The sequence below is a fragment of the Streptomyces sp. NBC_00250 genome, assembly GCF_036192275.1.
Taxonomy (GTDB): domain Bacteria; phylum Actinomycetota; class Actinomycetes; order Streptomycetales; family Streptomycetaceae; genus Streptomyces.
The window spans coordinates 6709914-6725654 of record NZ_CP108088.1; the positions used below are offsets into that span (position 1 = coordinate 6709914).

Sequence of the window (15741 nt, forward strand, 5' to 3'; positions counted from 1 at the left end):
GTGAACGGCCTCTCCACCATCCTCATCGTCGTCGGGCTCTTCCTGCTCGGCGGCATCTACTCCTTCGTCAAGCAGCAGATGCCCAAGGGCCTCATCGCACTCGTCGCCTTCGGCGCCGCGATGTGTCTCGTCGCCGGTGTGCTGCGGCTGGACGTGTGGGCATGACCGCGAGCACCCCCAAGAAGGTCGTCGTCTTCGACTACGGCTTCGGCAACGTGCGCTCGGCCGAGCGCGCCCTCGCCCGGGTCGGCGCCGACGTCGAGATCACCCGCGACTACGACACCGCGATGAACGCCGACGGACTCCTCGTCCCCGGCGTCGGTGCCTTCTCCGCCTGCATGAAGGGGCTCAAGGAGGCCCGCGGCGAGTGGATCATCGGCCGCCGGCTCGCCGGCGGCCGCCCGGTCATGGGCATCTGCGTCGGCATGCAGATCCTCTTCGCCCACGGCATCGAGCACGGCGTGGAGAGCGAGGGCCTCGACGAGTGGCCCGGTACGGTCGAACCGCTGAACGCCCCCGTCGTCCCCCACATGGGATGGAACACGGTCGACGCGCCCCAGGACAGCGAGCTGTTCGCGGGCCTCGACGCCGACGCCCGGTACTACTTCGTGCACTCCTACGCGGTGCGCGAGTGGACCCTGGAGGTCGGCAACGTCAACATCCGCGCCCCCAAGGTCACCTGGGCCACTCACGGCGAGCCCTTCGTCGCGGCCGTCGAGAACGGCGCCCTGTGGGCGACCCAGTTCCACCCCGAGAAGTCCGGCGACGCCGGAGCCCAGCTCCTCACCAATTGGATCGAGACCCTCTGATCATGGCTCAGAAGCTTGAACTCCTCCCCGCCGTCGACGTCCGCGACGGCCAGGCCGTCCGCCTCGTGCACGGCGAGTCCGGCAGCGAGACCTCCTACGGATCCCCGCTGGAGGCGGCCCTCGCCTGGCAGCGCTCGGGCGCCGAGTGGCTGCACCTCGTCGACCTCGACGCCGCCTTCGGCACCGGTGACAACCGGCAGCTGATCGCCGAGGTCGCCCAGGCCATGGACATCAAGGTCGAGCTCTCCGGCGGCATCCGCGACGACGCCTCCCTCGCCGCCGCCCTCGCCACCGGCTGCACCCGCGTCAACCTCGGCACCGCCGCCCTGGAGACCCCCGAGTGGGTCGCCAAGGTCATCGCCGAGCACGGCGACAAGATCGCCGTCGGCCTCGACGTGCGCGGCACGACCCTGCGCGGCCGCGGCTGGACCCGCGACGGCGGCGACCTCTACGAGACGCTCGCCCGCCTCGACTCCGAGGGCTGCTCCCGCTACGTCGTCACCGACATCGCCAAGGACGGCACCCTCCAGGGCCCCAACCTGGAGCTGCTGAAGAACGTCTGCGCGGCCACCGACAAGCCCGTCGTCGCCTCCGGCGGCGTGTCCTCCCTGGACGACCTGCGGGCCATCTCCGGCCTCGTCCCGCTGGGCGTCGAGGGCGCGATCGTCGGCAAGGCGCTGTACGCCAAGGCGTTCACCCTCGAAGAGGCGCTGGAGGCGGTGGCGTCGGCATGACCGATTCCGTACGCAAGGTCGTCACCGGCGCTCCCTGGGAGGAGCAGTTCGGCTACTCCCGCGCGGTGGAGCTGCCGAACGGTCTTGTCCTGGTCGCCGGCTGTACGTCGGTGATCGGCGGCCAGATCGCCGGCGGAGGCCCGTACGAGCAGACGATCAACTCCTTCAACGTGGCCTTCGACGCGCTCAAGAAGCTCGGCCTGGGCCCGGAGGACGTCGTCCGCACCCGGATGTACATCACCCACGCCCGGGACGTGGACGAGGTCGGCCGCGCCCACAAGGAGCTGTTCGACGCCGTCCGCCCCGCCGCGTCGATGATCATCGTCTCCGGTTTCGTCGACCCCAGCCTGGTCGTCGAGGTCGAGGTCGAGGCGTACCGGGGGAGTGCGGAATGACTCTCGCCGTACGGGTGATCCCCTGCCTGGACGTCGACAACGGCCGGGTCGTCAAGGGCGTCAACTTCCAGAACCTGCGGGACGCGGGCGACCCCGTCGAGATGGCCAAGCTGTACGACGCCGAGGGCGCCGACGAGCTGACCTTCCTCGACATCACCGCCTCCTCCGGCAACCGGGAGACCACCTACGACGTGGTGCGCCGCACCGCCGAGCAGGTCTTCATCCCGCTCACGGTCGGCGGCGGCGTCCGCTCGGCCGAGGACGTCGACAAGCTGCTGCGGGCGGGCGCCGACAAGGTCGGCGTCAACACCGCCGCCATAGCGCGCCCCGAGCTGATCCAGGAGATCGCGGAGCGCTTCGGCCGCCAGGTGCTCGTCCTCTCGGTCGACGCCCGGCGTACGGCCTCCGGCTCCTTCGAGGTGACGACGCACGGCGGCCGCCAGGGCACCGGCATCGACGCCGTCGAGTGGGCGCACCGGGCCGCCGAGCTGGGCGCGGGCGAGATCCTGCTCAACTCGATGGATGCGGACGGCACGAAGGACGGCTACGACACCGAGATGATCGCGGCCGTACGCAAGCACGTCACGGTCCCGGTCATCGCCTCCGGCGGCGCGGGCAAGCTCTCCGACTTCCCGCCGGCGGTGGCGGCGGGCGCGGACGCGGTGCTCGCGGCCTCCGTCTTCCACTTCGGCGATCTGCGGATCTCGCAGGTCAAGGACGAGCTGCGGGCGGCGGGCCACCCGGTCCGCTGACCCGCCGTTCCGCTTGGTGAAGGGCCCCTTCGGGGGCCCTTCTTCTTCGCCAGATGCACAGGATTATTTGTGCAATTTTCGTTGCGCAAGTTTTCCTTCGCATCTAGGGTCGCTGTCATGACCTCGCCGGAGCACCGCCGGATCACCGATCTCGGCACCTTGAAAGCCATCTCGCACCCGCTGCGGATGCGCCTCTACCGCGCCCTCTTCGTGGCCCGCACAGCCACCGCGTCCCAGCTCGCCGACCAGGTCGACGAGGCGGTCTCGCTGGTCAGCTACCACCTGCGCAAGCTCGCCGAGCACGGCCTCATCGAGGAGGCCGAGACCCGGTCGACGGACGGCCGGGAGAGGTGGTGGCAGCCGAGCTCGTACGGCTTCAGCATCCACGACGAGGACCTCCGCGACGCCCCCGAGCTCGCCGCCGCGAGCGCCGCCTTCGGCCGTACGGTCGACGAGCAGCGCACCCAGATGTACGCCCGCTTCCTCGACGAGCGGCACACCTGGTCCGACGCGTGGCGCTCGGCCTCCCTCAGCTCCGAGTGGCTGCCCCGCCTCACCGCGGGCGAGCTCGCCGCCCTCGGCGCCGAACTCGACGCCGTCCTGCGCAAGTACGACCAGCAGGCGCGCGCGGCCGAGGCCGCCGGCGACAACGAGGGCCGCGAGAACGTCGCCATCCACCTCAATGGCTTCCCCTACCGCGCATGACCGCCGTCGTGACCGCCGCCACGACGCGGCCCGCCCACCGGAACCCTCAGGTCCTGCGCTGGCTCGGCGCCTACACCGCCTCCACGCTCGGCGACAGCGTCTACTACCTCGCCCTCTCCTGGACCGCCGTCAGCAGCGGCACCCCCGCCCAGGCCGGGCTCGTCATGGCCGTCTCGGCCGTGCCCCGCGCCCTGCTCATGCTCTTCGGGGGAGTGATCGCCGACCGCCTCGGCCCGCGCCGGGTCGTCATCGCCTCCGACGCCGTCCGCTGCCTGGTCGTCCTCGGCCTCGCCGCGGTCCTGTTCCTCGCCGCGCCCGGCCTGTGGGCGCTCGCCGGCGTCGCTCTCGTCTTCGGCGTCGTCGACGCCCTCTTCCTGCCTGCCGTCGGCGCTCTGCCGCCCCGCATCACCGAACGCGATCAGCTCGCCCGCGTCCAGGGCATGCGCGGCCTCTCCTACCGCCTCGGCTCCGTCCTCGGCGGTCCGCTCGGTGGCCTCGCCGTCGCCCTCGGCGGCCCGGCCACGGCCTTCGGCGTCGCCGGACTGCTCTTCGCCCTCTCGATACCCCTGCTGTGCGCGCTCCGCCTCCGGCCGCTGCCCGCCGCGGACGAGGCCCGCGACGGCACCGCCCTGCGCGACCTCGCCGACGGACTGCGCTACCTGCGAGGGCACCGTGTCCTCGGCCCGCTGATGATCGTCGTGCTGCTCAGCGACCTCGGCTTCGTCGGCCCCTTCAACGTCGGCCTCGCCGTCCTGGCCGACCAGCGCGGCTGGGGCGCATCGGGCATCGGCTGGATCCTCGCCGGCTTCGGTGTGGGCGCGGGCGCCGCCTCGCTGCTCCTGACCGTATGGGGGCGCGTCCCGCGCGCGGGAGCCGTCAGCGGCTGGGCCATGGCGCTGGGCGCCGTCGCCATCGGCGCCCTCGCCTTCGCGTCACACCTCGCCGTCGCGGTCGCCGTCGCCCTGGTCGTCGGCCTGCTCGCCGGACTCGCCGGGGCGCTGTGCAACGCCCTCCTCCAGACCGAGTGCGACCCCGCCTACCTCGGCCGCGTCTCCGCGGTCTCCAGCCTCATGAGCCTCGGCCTAGCGCCGCTCAGCTTCCCGGTCACGGGCGCGGCGATCGAGCTGTGGGGCATCGAACCGGTGTACGTCGCGAGTGCGGTGATCTGCGCCCTCGCGGGTCTCTGCGGCCTCGTGGTCACCGCCGTCCGGCGGGCCGAGCTGCCCCGCTGACCGCTCAGAGCCCCAGCTGCTTCGTCTCCCGCAGGCGCTCGATCGCCTCCGGCTCCCCGTCCAGTTCCACCTTGGCCGAGGCCTGGCGGCCGTACAGGTACATCGTCAGCTCGCCCGGCTCCCCGGAGACCGTCACCACCGGGGTGCCGCGGTGGGCGACCGCCGTCTGGCCGTTCGGGCGGCGCAGCACCAGGCCGACCGGGAGCTTGCGGCCGAGCAGACGGGCCGTGCGCTCCAGGCGGGACCAGAGGGCGTCCGCGAAGACCGGGTCGAGCTCGCGCGCCGACCACTCGGGCTGCGCCCGGCGTACGTCCTCGGCGTGGACGTAGAACTCGACGACGTTGGCGCCCTCGTCCACCTGCTTGATGGTGAAGGGGGAGAACCGCGGCGGGCCCGTTCGGACGAGCTGGATCAGCTCCTCGTACGGCTTGTCGGCGAACTCCGCCTGCACCCGGTCCTGCCGGTCCTTCAGCGCCGGTACGAGGGAACCGGCCGCCGCGTCCGGGCGCCGCTCCCGCACCACCACATGGGCCGCGAGGTCCCGGGTCCGCCAGCCCTCGCAGAGCGTCGGCGCATCGGGTCCCGCCGCCTCCAACAGGTCGGCGAGCAGAAGCCGTTCACGTTTGGCATGGGTCGACATGACCGCCAGCGTACGGCGGGTGCCGCCGGTCCGCCCAGTGGACGCCCCGCCGGACACCACCCCGGGTCGCGGCACAATGGCGCCATGAGCAGCAATCTCGACCCGGCCGTCTCCGCCCGGCTCAAGCGCAGCCCCGACGGGCTCGTCCCCGCCATCGCCCAGCAGTACGACACCGGCGAGGTGCTGATGCTCGGCTGGATGGACGACGAGGCCCTCCACCGCACCCTCACCACCGGCCGCTGCACCTACTGGTCCCGCAGCCGCCAGGAGTACTGGGTCAAGGGCGACACCTCCGGGCACGTGCAGCACGTCAAGTCCGTCGCCCTCGACTGCGACGCCGACACCGTCCTCGTCAAGGTCGACCAGGTCGGAGCCGCCTGCCACACCGGCGCCCGGACCTGCTTCGACGCCGACGTGCTCCCCGTGACCACGTCCGACGTGCACCCCGTCTCCGAGTAGGGTCTGGCGCCATGGATCTCGACACCTTCCGCAAGCTGGCGACCGACCGCCGCGTCATCCCCGTCAGCCGCCGGCTGCTCGCGGACGGCGACACCCCGGTCGGGCTCTACCGCAAGCTCGCCGCCGAACGGCCCGGCACCTTCCTCCTCGAATCCGCGGAGAACGGCCGCAGCTGGTCCCGCTACTCCTTCATCGGCGTCCGCAGCGACGCCACCCTGACGGTGAAGGACGGCGAGGCCCACTGGCTGGGCACCCCGCCCGTCGGCGTCCCCACGGACGGCGACCCGCTCCTGGCCCTGCGCGCCACCGTCGAGACCCTCCACACCCCGCGCGACCTCGACAGAGTGCTCGGTGGCGGTCTGCCGCCGTTCACCGGCGGCATGGTCGGCTACCTGGGCTACGACATCGTCCGCCGCCTGGAGAAGATCGGCGACTCCACCCGGGACGACCTGCGGCTCCCCGAACTGACCATGCTCCTCACCAGCGACCTCGCGGTCCTCGACCACTGGGACGGCTCGGTCCTGCTGATCGCCAACGCGATCAACCACAACGACCTGGAGACCGGTGTCGAGGAGGCGTACGCGCACGCCGTCGCCCGCCTCGACGCCATGGAGGCCGACCTGGCCCGCCCGGTCGCCACCGCCCCCACCGCGCTGCCCGCCTCCGAACTCCCCGAGTTCTCCGCGCTCTGGGGCGGACCGGCCTACCAGGACGCCGTCGAGGACATCAAGGAGCGCATCAGGGCGGGCGAGGCCTTCCAGGTCGTGCCCTCGCAGCGGTTCGAGACCCCGTGCACCGCCTCCGCGCTCGACGTCTACCGGGTCCTGCGGGCCACCAACCCCTCCCCGTACATGTACCTCTTCCGCTTCGAGAACGGCTTCGACGTCGTCGGATCCAGCCCCGAGGCCCTCGTCAAGGTCGAGGACGGGCACGCGCTGCTCCACCCCATCGCCGGCACCCGGCACCGGGGCGCCACCCCGCAGGAGGACCACGACCTCGCCGAGGAACTCCTCGCCGACCCCAAGGAGCGCGCCGAGCACCTCATGCTCGTCGACCTCGGTCGCAACGACCTCGGCCGCGTCTGCACGCCCGGCTCCGTCGAGGTCGTCGACTTCATGTCCGTCGAGCGCTACTCGCACGTCATGCACATCGTCTCCACCGTGACCGGCGAGGTCGCCGAGGGCAGGACCGCCTTCGACGTCCTCACCGCCTGCTTCCCGGCCGGCACGCTCTCCGGCGCGCCCAAGCCCCGCGCCATGCAGATCATCGAGGAGCTCGAACCCTCCCGGCGCGGCCTGTACGGCGGATGTGTCGGTTATCTCGATTTCGCCGGTGACGCGGACACGGCCATCGCCATCCGCACGGCCCTGCTCCGCGACGGAACCGCGTATGTGCAGGCCGGAGCGGGTGTCGTCGCCGACTCCGATCCCGTCGCCGAGGACAACGAGTGCCGCAACAAGGCCGCGGCCGTCCTCCGGGCCGTTCACACCGCCAACCGGATGAACGGCGCCTGACCACGTAGGGGATAGTGGGGTACGTGAGTGCCGTACCCGTACCCCAGCCCCGGGCCGCCCGCGCGGCCGTCCCCACCGGCGGCCGCCGCAGCCTGGCCGCGGCCCTCCTCTTCGGCGCCCTCGGCGCCACCGTCGTCCTGCTCTCCGCCGGCCAGATCTGGGCGGAGGGCACCGCGTCCGTCGGCGGCGGCAGCGTCTCCGTCGAGGCCGACGGAGGCACCGTCACCGGTGTGCCGACCGCCCTCGCGATCGTCGGTCTCGCCGCGCTCTTCGCCGTCTTCGCCGTCCGCCGCACCGGCCGCACCCTGGTCTCCGCGCTCCTCGCCCTCAGCGGCGCGGGCGCCGCGGTCGCCGCGGTCCTCGGCGCGTCCGACAGCGCCGCGCTGAACGCCGAGGCCGCCCGCATCAGCGGCGACACCGCCGCCGCCGTCGCGGGCCTGACCCACACAGTCTGGCCGTACGTGACCGCCGCCGGAGCCGTCCTCATCCTGCTCGCCGGTCTCTTCGCGCTGCGCTTCGGGAAGACCTGGCCCGCGATGGGCGGCCGCTACGAGCGCTCCGGCACCCCGCGCGCCGCGCGCAAGGCCCCCACGACCGACCCGGACCGGCCCGAGGACCTGTGGAAGGCCCTGGACCGCGGCGAGGACCCCACGCACGGCGCCTGACGGGGCCGATCCGCGACGCCTGACGGGGCCGACCCACGACGGCTGACGGGGGAGCCCACCGCGACGCGTGATCGTCCCGGTACCCCCGATTCACCCTCGCGCGCCCGTGTGCGGGACAATGAGCGCCGAGAGTCCGCGCACGCGAGACCTCACCATCGAGCAACTGCAACGAGGAGCAACTCATGGCGGGCAGCGCCCACGGACACACCCCGGCCGCCTGGACCGGTGTCATCATCTCCTTCATCGGCTTCTGCATCGCCGGGGTCTTCATGGTGGCCGCCAACCTGCCCGGTTTCTGGGCCGGCATGGGTGTCATCGTGCTCGGCGGCATCGTCGGCGGCGCGATGAAGGCCGCGGGCCTCGGCATGCCGAAGGAGTCGGCGGCCGTCACCGCCGCCCGCGAGGCCGCGACCGCGCAGGCCCGTTCCTGACGCGACACGCCACATCCGAGAGCGCAGTCCGGCCGTGCCGGGCTGCGCTCTCGCGCGTCCGGGGCGAGAATCACCGGGTGGACCCGCAGCCCACGGCCGGAGCCGTGACCGACGCATCCAGCACCCGACCGGGTGAACCTGTGCCCGTACCACCGGGTGAACCCGTGCCACCGGCCGAACCGGTCCCCGGGGACACCGCCGCCCGACCGGCCACTCCGGCGTGGGACGGCCCTCCCGTACCGCCGCCGCACGCGCACGCGTGGCCCGGCGGTCCCGTACCGGGAGGCGGTCCCGTACCGCCCCCGACCCGGTCGCTCGCGCGGCGGCTGTTCCCGCCGGTCGCCACGCTCGCCGGGGTGGCCGCCGCCTTCGCGTACGTCGGGACCGTCGACCCCAACGAACCCGGGCACTACCCCGTATGCCCGCTGCTCCGCTTCACCGGCGTCTTCTGCCCCGGATGCGGCGGACTCCGCAGCGCCCACGCCTTCGTCCACGGCGACCTCCCGGCCGCCCTGGGTGCCAACGCCCTCGCCGTCATCGGCTACGGACTCTTCGGCGTCCTCATGGTTCTTTGGCTGATTCGTGCCATCCGCGGGGTGCCCATGCGCCTCGCGGTCTCCCCGGTCTGGTGGTGGGGGATCGGGGCCGTCCTCGCCCTCTTCACCCTGGTCCGGAACCTTCCCTTCGGCTCCGCACTGGCCCCCTGAGGGCCCGGTACGGCGCCTCGGGGACCCCTACGGGAGTCCCAGCAGGTGGGACGCACCTCCGGCCGATGCGAGCTCGGGGCCGTCCTGCGGATAGGATCGATGTGGCTGAACCTGGTTCATCATCACCATCACCGTCCCGGAAGGGGGCCCCTCGCGTGAGTGTGCTCGACGAGATCATCGAAGGCGTACGCGCCGACCTCGCAGAGCGGCAGGCGCGGGTCACCCTCGACGAGCTCAAGGAGCGCGCCGCCAAGGCGCCGCAGGCCAAGGACGGCGTCGCCGCACTGCGCGGCGACGGCGTCAAGGTGATCTGCGAGGTCAAGCGCTCCAGCCCGTCCAAGGGCGCGCTCGCCGCGATCGCCGACCCGGCCGGACTCGCCGCGGACTACGAGGCGGGCGGCGCGGCCGTCATCTCCGTCCTCACCGAGCAGCGCCGCTTCGGCGGCTCGCTCGCAGACCTGGAGGCCGTCAGGGCCAAGGTCGACATCCCGGTCCTGCGCAAGGACTTCATCGTCACCGCGTACCAGCTCTGGGAAGCACGCGCGTACGGAGCGGATCTCGCGCTCCTCATCGTCGCCGCCCTGGAGCAGGAGGCACTGGTCTCCCTCATCGAGCGCGCCGAGTCCATCGGGCTCACCCCGCTCGTCGAGGTCCACGACGAGGACGAGGTCGAGCGGGCCGTCGACGCGGGCGCCCGGATCATCGGCGTCAACGCGCGGAACCTGAAGACCCTCAAGGTCGACCGCTCCACCTTCGAGCGCGTCGCCCCCGAGATTCCCGCGCACATCGTCAAGATCGCCGAGTCCGGCGTCCGCGGCCCGCACGACCTCATCGCCTACGCCAACGCGGGCGCCGACGCGGTCCTGGTCGGCGAATCGCTCGTCACCGGCCGCGACCCGAAGGCCGCCGTCGCCGACCTGGTCGCCGCCGGCGCCCACCCGGCCCTCCGGCACGGCCGGAGCTGACCGCGACATGACCCGCCGCCGCGCCACGCCGACCCCTCCGGGCGCCGCCCGGGGGACCGTCGGCGTGCGCGGAGGCAGGCTGCGGATCGCAGCCGCGTCCGTACCCGCGCCGCACGCCCCGCTGGCCCGGGGCTGCCGTCCGCGTGGCTGCCGCGCGCCCGCCCGCCGTGTCCACGGCCGCCGGGTCCGGTACGTCATCGGGGACGAGCCGGGCCAGGTCAACGGCATGCGATGGCGCCGGCGCCTCGCGCGCACCATCACGAACTGACGCAGCAACGCCCAGCCACCGAGGCCCTTGGCCCCGTGGCCCCGCCGTTGCCCGGCATCGCAACCCACCGCCGCGTGGGCACCGCACCGCCGCGCCCGCCCCCCCCGTGTGGGCAATCGTCCCGCGGGGCGGTGGGGGTCCCCCCGGACGGAGTCTGGGGGAGGGTGGGCACACGGGACGGCGCCCTCGGCGGCGCCTCCGCCCCTTGTGCCTGAACCCGCACCACAAGTGCGGCGCACATGGGGTGCGGGTCAGGGCGCGGCGAGCCTGGGCCCGGCAAGGGGCGCCGTCCGTTGTGCCCACCCGTCCCGCTCCAGCGGAACGATTGCCCACAACGGGCGGGGTGAGCGGCCGGAGGCCCATGGCGGGCGCAGCCCAGGCGGGCGGCCCGGCATCGGCCGGCGTTGGCGGACGTGAGTGGGTCGTGCGCATACCGTGACCATCGACCGCACGTTCAACGCACGGGGCACCCCGCCCCGCGAGGAGCATCCGCATGTCCAGCGAGTTCTTCATTCCAGACCCGGAGGGTCAGGTCCCGACCGCCGAGGGCTACTTCGGTGCCTACGGCGGCAAGTTCATCCCGGAGGCCCTCGTCGCCGCCGTGGACGAGGTCGCCGTCGAGTACGACAAGGCCAAGTCCGACCCGGAGTTCGCCCGCGAGCTCAACGACCTGATGGTCAACTACACGGGCCGCCCGAGCGCCCTCACGGAGGTGCCCCGGTTCGCCGAGCACGCCGGTGGCGCCCGGATCTTCCTCAAGCGCGAGGACCTGAACCACACCGGCTCGCACAAGATCAACAACGTGCTCGGTCAGGCCCTGCTCACCAAGCGCATGGGCAAGACCCGCGTCATCGCCGAGACCGGCGCCGGTCAGCACGGCGTGGCCACCGCCACCGCCTGCGCCCTGTTCGGCCTCGACTGCACCATCTACATGGGCGAGGTCGACACCCAGCGCCAGGCCCTCAACGTGGCCCGGATGCGGATGCTCGGCGCCGAGGTCATCGCGGTGAAGTCCGGCAGCCGCACCCTCAAGGACGCCATCAACGAGGCGTTCCGCGACTGGGTCGCCAACGTGGACCGCACGCACTACCTGTTCGGCACCGTGGCGGGACCGCACCCCTTCCCCGCCATGGTCCGCGACTTCCACCGGGTCATCGGCGTCGAGGCCCGCCGCCAGATCCTGGAGCGCGCCGGACGCCTCCCCGACGCGGCGATCGCCTGCGTCGGCGGCGGCTCCAACGCCATCGGCCTCTTCCACGCCTTCGTCCCCGACGCGGACGTCCGTCTGATCGGCTGCGAGCCGGCCGGTCACGGCGTCGAGACCGGCGAGCACGCGGCCACCCTCACCGCCGGCGAGCCCGGCATCCTGCACGGTTCGCGGTCGTACGTCCTCCAGGACGAGGAGGGCCAGATCACCGAGCCGTACTCGATCTCGGCGGGCCTCGACTACCCGGGCATCGGCCCGGAGCACGCGTACCTCAAGGACAGCGGGCGCGGCGAGTACCGCGCCGTCACCGACGACGCCGCCATGCAGGCGCTGCGGCTGCTCTCCCGCACCGAGGGCATCATCCCGGCCATCGAGTCGGCGCACGCCCTCGCCGGGGCCCTGGAGGTCGGCAAGGAGCTCGGCAAGGACGCCCTGCTCCTCGTGAACCTCTCCGGGCGCGGCGACAAGGACATGGACACGGCCGCCCGCTACTTCGGCCTGTACGACGGGGAGGGCTCCAAGTGACGACCGGCACCGGCAACATCCAGCTGCTCAGCGACACCCTCGCCAAGGCGAAGGCGGAGAACCGGGCCGCGCTCATCGCGTACCTCCCGGCCGGCTTCCCGACCGTCGACGGCGGCATCGCGGCGATCAAGGCCGTCTTCGACGGTGGCGCGGACGTGGTCGAGGTCGGCCTCCCGCACAGCGACCCGGTCCTCGACGGGCCGGTCATCCAGACCGCCGACGACATCGCCCTGCGCGGCGGCGTCAAGATCGCCGACGTCATGCGCACGGTCCGCGAGGCCCACGAGGCCACCGGGAAGCCGGTCCTCGTCATGACGTACTGGAACCCGATCGACCGCTACGGCGTCGAGCGCTTCACCGAGGAGCTCGCCGCGGCCGGCGGCGCGGGCTGCATCCTGCCCGACCTGCCGGTCCAGGAGTCCGCGGTCTGGCGCGCGAACGCCGACAAGCACGGTCTCGCCACCGTCTTCGTCGTCGCGCCCAGCAGCAAGGACGAGCGCCTGGCCACCATCACGGCGGCCGGCTCCGGCTTCGTCTACGCGGCCTCGCTCATGGGTGTCACCGGCACCCGCGAGTCGGTCGGCCAGGAGGCCGCCGACCTCGTCCGGCGCACCCGCGCCACCTCCGAGCTCCCGGTGTGCGTCGGCCTCGGCGTCTCCAACGCCACCCAGGCCAAGGAGGTCGCCGCCTTCGCGGACGGCGTCATCGTCGGCTCCGCCTTCGTGAAGCGGATCCTGGACGCCGACGGCGACGAGACCGCGGGACTCGCCGCCGTAAAGGAACTGGCGGCCGAACTCGCCGAGGGCGTGAGGCGCGTTTCGTAACCCATTTGGGTGGATCTGCGACCGGGGAGGCACGCACGTGCCTCCCCGGTTCGTTTCCGAGGCGTGAGCGAGAAGAACAGCGGTGACGGCAAGGGGAGCGCGCGGGAGCGCCTCAAGGAGCAGCGTGAGCGAGAGAAGGCCCGCGAGAAGCAGCGGCGCGTCCTGATCGTGTCGGCGGCGGTGGTCGGCGTCCTCGGTCTCGCCGCGGTCGTCGGCGTGATCGCCGCGGGCGGCGACAAGGACAGCGGGTCCGACAAGGCCGGCCCGGTCGTCGCGCCGGCCGGAGCGACCGAGGAGGACGGCAAGCCCGCCATTCCCACCGGGAAGACGGACGCCCCGTCGACGCTGGCGATCTGGGAGGACTTCCGCTGCCCGGCGTGCGCCCAGTTCGAGAACGCGTTCCGGGACACCATCCACGAGCTGGAGGCCTCGGGCGCGCTCAGGGCCGAGTACCACCTCGCCACCCTCATCGACGGGAACATGGGCGGCAGCGGCTCCCTGCGCGCGGCGAACGCGGCCGCGTGCGCCCAGGACGCGGGGAAGTTCACCTCGTACCACGACACGCTCTACGTCAACCAGCCGCCGGAGACGGACGACGCCTTCGGCGACAACGACAAGCTGATCGAGCTGGCGGCGAAGGTGCCGGGGCTCGACACGCCCGCCTTCCGCGCCTGTGTCAACGACGGGACGCACGACAGCTGGGTGGTCAAGTCGAACGAGGCCTTCCAGAACGGCGGCTTCCGCGGCACGCCGACCGTCCTGCTCAACGGAGAATCGATCTTCCCGACGAAGGGGAGCGAGCAGATCTCCCCGGAGAACCTGAAGAAGTGGGTCGCGGAGGCCAACAAGGGCAAGAAGCCCGGCACGGCCGCGCCGGTCACTCCGGCTGCTCCGGTCTCTCCCTCGGCGGGCTGAGCCACCGCTTCCGGTTGGGTTAGTTACCCATACGTTGCCGGGTGGGCTGCCGTCCCGCCCGCCCGGCAGGGTAGCGTCGGTCCTGCCATGGACCTTGCCTACATTCCCAGCCCGTCGACCGGCGTGATCAACCTCGGACCGATCCCGCTGCGCGGCTATGCCTTCTGCATCATCATCGGTGTCTTCGTCGCCGTCTGGTACGGCAACAAGCGGTGGATCGCCCGGGGCGGCACTGCCGGCACCGTGGCCGACATCGCCGTCTGGGCGGTGCCCTTCGGCCTCGTCGGCGGACGCCTCTACCACGTGATCACCGACTACCAGCTGTACTTCAGCGAGGGTGAGAACTGGGTCGACGCCTTCAAGATCTGGGAGGGCGGCCTCGGTATCTGGGGCGCCATCGCGCTCGGCGCGGTGGGTGCCTGGATCGGCTGCCGCCGACGGGGCATCCCGCTCCCGGCGTACGCCGACGCCATCGCTCCCGGAATCGCGTTCGCCCAGGCCATCGGCCGCTGGGGCAACTGGTTCAACCAGGAGCTTTACGGCAAGCCGACCGATCTGCCGTGGGCCCTGAAGATCACCGAGAGCGCGAACCGCGAGGCCGGGTACTACCACCCGACCTTCCTGTACGAGTCGCTCTGGTGCGTCGGCGTCGCCGTCCTCGTCATCTGGGCCGACCGCCGCTTCAAGCTCGGCCACGGGCGCGCCTTCGCGCTGTACGTCGCCGCCTACTGCGCGGGTCGCGTCTGGACCGAGTACCTGCGCGTCGACGAGGCCCACCACATCCTCGGCCTGCGCCTGAACGTGTGGACCGCGATCATCGTCTTCGTGCTCGCGGTGCTCTACATCGCGATCTCGGCGCGGATCCGTCCGGGCCGCGAGGAGATCGTGGAGCCGAAGGCCGCGGAGAAGGACGGCGCGGAGAAGTCCGGTGACGCCGCCGAGACGGACGGGCCGACGGACGGCGAGCTCAAGGACGCCGCTCCGGACACCGACGCTCCGGACACCGACACGTCCGACGGGGACCTGGAGGACAAGGCCGGCAACGGCGCCGGGTCCGCCACCAAGAGCTGATCCTTTTCCAGCCGGTCGAAGGGCCGTCGGGACCGAGAGGTCCCGGCGGCCCTTTCGCATGCCCGGGCAGGGGAGTCACGCCGTCCGGGCCGCGAGGGCGAGGACCCGGTGGGCGCCCGCCACCACCGCCGCGTCCACGAAGCGCCCGTCCGGGAGGGCGAGGGCACCCCGCTCGGGGCCGGCGGCCGCGACGACCTCCCGTGCCGCGTCGACCTCCTCCGGGGTGGGGAGATAGGCGCGCTCGATGACCGGGAGCTGGCGGGGGTGGATGGCCGCCCGGCCGAAGAAGCCCATGGCCCGGCCCCGGGCGCAGCCCGCGGCCAGCGCGTCCATGTCGCCGATGTCGGGATGGACCGACTGGGCCGGGGGCGGGAGGGCGGCCGCGCGGGCCGCGACCACCACCCGGCCGCGCGACCAGTCCAGGCCGCAGTCCTCCCGTACGCCCAGGTCCGCGCGGAGATCGGCCTCTCCGAGCGCGATGCCGCGGACGGCGGGGTGGGCGGTGGCGATGGCGTACGCGTGCTCCACGGCGAGGGCGTTCTCCAGGAGCGGGTAGAGCGGGAGGCCCGGGGCGAGCTCGGCGAGCCGGTGGATGTCAGTGGCGTGTGTCACCTTGGGAACGCGAAGACCGTGGAGGCCGGGGAGGAGGGCCAGGGTGGGGATGTCGCGCGGGGTGTGGACGCGGACGTGGACCGGGACGGGGTGCGGGTCCGCGAGCAGATCGGCCGTGGCGGCGAGGGCGTACGCCTTGCGGTGCGGGGCGACCGCGTCCTCCAGATCGACGATGACGACATCGGCGCCGGAGGCCAGTGCCTTGCGGACCACCTCGGGGCGGTCGCCGGGGGCGTACAGCCAGGTGACGGCGGTCGCGGTGGGCCGGCGGCGCGCCGTGCCGTTCGCGCGGGCCGGGGTCTCGCTCATGT

General features: G+C 72.7%; 20 protein-coding genes. 18 read left to right on the top strand and 2 right to left on the bottom strand.

Annotated features, from left to right (window positions below):
• From OG259_RS30370 to OG259_RS30400, 7 genes are all read left to right on the top strand, one after another.
• The gene (locus OG259_RS30370) at positions 1–165 is read left to right on the top strand and encodes a hypothetical protein (protein ID WP_187623890.1); all 165 of its coding nucleotides are present in this window, start codon (positions 1–3) and stop codon (positions 163–165) included.
• Positions 162–809: an imidazole glycerol phosphate synthase subunit HisH gene (gene hisH / locus OG259_RS30375; protein ID WP_328945148.1), complete on the top strand. Its 648-nt coding sequence runs from the start codon at positions 162–164 to the stop codon at positions 807–809. The genes OG259_RS30370 and hisH overlap by 4 nt, the downstream gene beginning before the upstream one ends.
• A 2-nt stretch (positions 810–811) precedes the next feature.
• Positions 812–1543: a bifunctional 1-(5-phosphoribosyl)-5-((5-phosphoribosylamino)methylideneamino)imidazole-4-carboxamide isomerase/phosphoribosylanthranilate isomerase PriA gene (gene priA, locus OG259_RS30380; RefSeq protein ID WP_328945149.1), complete on the top strand. Its 732-nt coding sequence runs from the start codon at positions 812–814 to the stop codon at positions 1541–1543.
• Entirely contained in the window at positions 1540–1938 is a 399-nt protein-coding gene (locus tag OG259_RS30385; protein ID WP_328945150.1) for a RidA family protein, read from the top strand. The genes priA and OG259_RS30385 overlap by 4 nt, the downstream gene beginning before the upstream one ends.
• Positions 1935–2690 carry an imidazole glycerol phosphate synthase subunit HisF gene (gene hisF / locus OG259_RS30390; protein WP_328945151.1) on the top strand — a complete coding sequence of 252 codons (756 nt, stop codon included), beginning with the start codon at positions 1935–1937 and terminating at the stop codon, positions 2688–2690. The genes OG259_RS30385 and hisF overlap by 4 nt, the downstream gene beginning before the upstream one ends.
• A gap of 117 nt (positions 2691–2807) precedes the next feature.
• Complete coding sequence (locus OG259_RS30395; protein WP_328945152.1) at positions 2808–3395, top strand: ArsR/SmtB family transcription factor; 588 nt, start codon at positions 2808–2810, stop codon at positions 3393–3395.
• Positions 3392–4627 carry an MFS transporter gene (locus OG259_RS30400; RefSeq protein ID WP_328945153.1) on the top strand — a complete coding sequence of 412 codons (1236 nt, stop codon included), beginning with the start codon at positions 3392–3394 and terminating at the stop codon, positions 4625–4627. The genes OG259_RS30395 and OG259_RS30400 overlap by 4 nt, the downstream gene beginning before the upstream one ends.
• A gap of 4 nt (positions 4628–4631) precedes the next feature.
• Here the strand turns inward: OG259_RS30400 and OG259_RS30405 are convergent, their stop codons facing one another.
• On the bottom strand, positions 4632–5267 hold the full coding sequence (locus OG259_RS30405; RefSeq protein ID WP_328945154.1) for a TIGR03085 family metal-binding protein: 636 nt from the start codon (positions 5265–5267) through the stop codon (positions 4632–4634).
• Positions 5268–5351: 84 nt separating this feature from the next.
• Between OG259_RS30405 and hisI the strand changes: the two genes are divergently transcribed.
• The 11 genes from hisI (at position 5352) to lgt (ending at position 14818) form a co-directional block, all read left to right on the top strand.
• Complete coding sequence (hisI, locus tag OG259_RS30410; protein ID WP_328945155.1) at positions 5352–5726, top strand: phosphoribosyl-AMP cyclohydrolase; 375 nt, start codon at positions 5352–5354, stop codon at positions 5724–5726.
• A gap of 11 nt (positions 5727–5737) precedes the next feature.
• Entirely contained in the window at positions 5738–7240 is a 1503-nt protein-coding gene (locus OG259_RS30415) for an anthranilate synthase component I (protein WP_328945156.1), read from the top strand.
• A gap of 14 nt (positions 7241–7254) precedes the next feature.
• Positions 7255–7905, top strand: coding sequence for a TIGR02234 family membrane protein (locus OG259_RS30420; RefSeq protein ID WP_328945157.1), 651 nt, complete (start codon positions 7255–7257; stop codon positions 7903–7905).
• A 182-nt stretch (positions 7906–8087) separates the two neighbouring features.
• Entirely contained in the window at positions 8088–8336 is a 249-nt protein-coding gene (locus OG259_RS30425; protein WP_328945158.1) for an HGxxPAAW family protein, read from the top strand.
• Positions 8337–8500: 164 nt separating this feature from the next.
• The gene (locus tag OG259_RS30430) at positions 8501–9043 is read left to right on the top strand and encodes a DUF2752 domain-containing protein (protein WP_443052045.1); all 543 of its coding nucleotides are present in this window, start codon (positions 8501–8503) and stop codon (positions 9041–9043) included.
• Between the two features lie 155 nt (positions 9044–9198).
• Complete coding sequence (trpC, locus tag OG259_RS30435; RefSeq protein ID WP_030314603.1) at positions 9199–10008, top strand: indole-3-glycerol phosphate synthase TrpC; 810 nt, start codon at positions 9199–9201, stop codon at positions 10006–10008.
• Between the two features lie 7 nt (positions 10009–10015).
• Positions 10016–10276: a tryptophan biosynthesis modulator TrpM gene (trpM, locus tag OG259_RS30440; RefSeq protein WP_328945159.1), complete on the top strand. Its 261-nt coding sequence runs from the start codon at positions 10016–10018 to the stop codon at positions 10274–10276.
• Between the two features lie 493 nt (positions 10277–10769).
• Positions 10770–12008: a tryptophan synthase subunit beta gene (trpB, locus tag OG259_RS30445; RefSeq protein WP_328945160.1), complete on the top strand. Its 1239-nt coding sequence runs from the start codon at positions 10770–10772 to the stop codon at positions 12006–12008.
• On the top strand, positions 12005–12832 hold the full coding sequence (gene trpA / locus OG259_RS30450; RefSeq protein WP_328945161.1) for a tryptophan synthase subunit alpha: 828 nt from the start codon (positions 12005–12007) through the stop codon (positions 12830–12832). The genes trpB and trpA overlap by 4 nt, the downstream gene beginning before the upstream one ends.
• Positions 12833–12895: 63 nt before the next feature.
• Entirely contained in the window at positions 12896–13747 is an 852-nt protein-coding gene (locus OG259_RS30455) for a DsbA family protein (protein ID WP_328945162.1), read from the top strand.
• Positions 13748–13834: 87 nt separating this feature from the next.
• Positions 13835–14818 carry a prolipoprotein diacylglyceryl transferase gene (lgt, locus tag OG259_RS30460; RefSeq protein ID WP_328945163.1) on the top strand — a complete coding sequence of 328 codons (984 nt, stop codon included), beginning with the start codon at positions 13835–13837 and terminating at the stop codon, positions 14816–14818.
• Positions 14819–14893: 75 nt separating this feature from the next.
• Here lgt and OG259_RS30465 read toward each other — a convergent pair whose 3' ends face one another.
• Entirely contained in the window at positions 14894–15739 is an 846-nt protein-coding gene (locus OG259_RS30465) for an HpcH/HpaI aldolase/citrate lyase family protein (protein ID WP_328947221.1), read from the bottom strand.
• Positions 15740–15741: the final 2 nt, after the last annotated feature.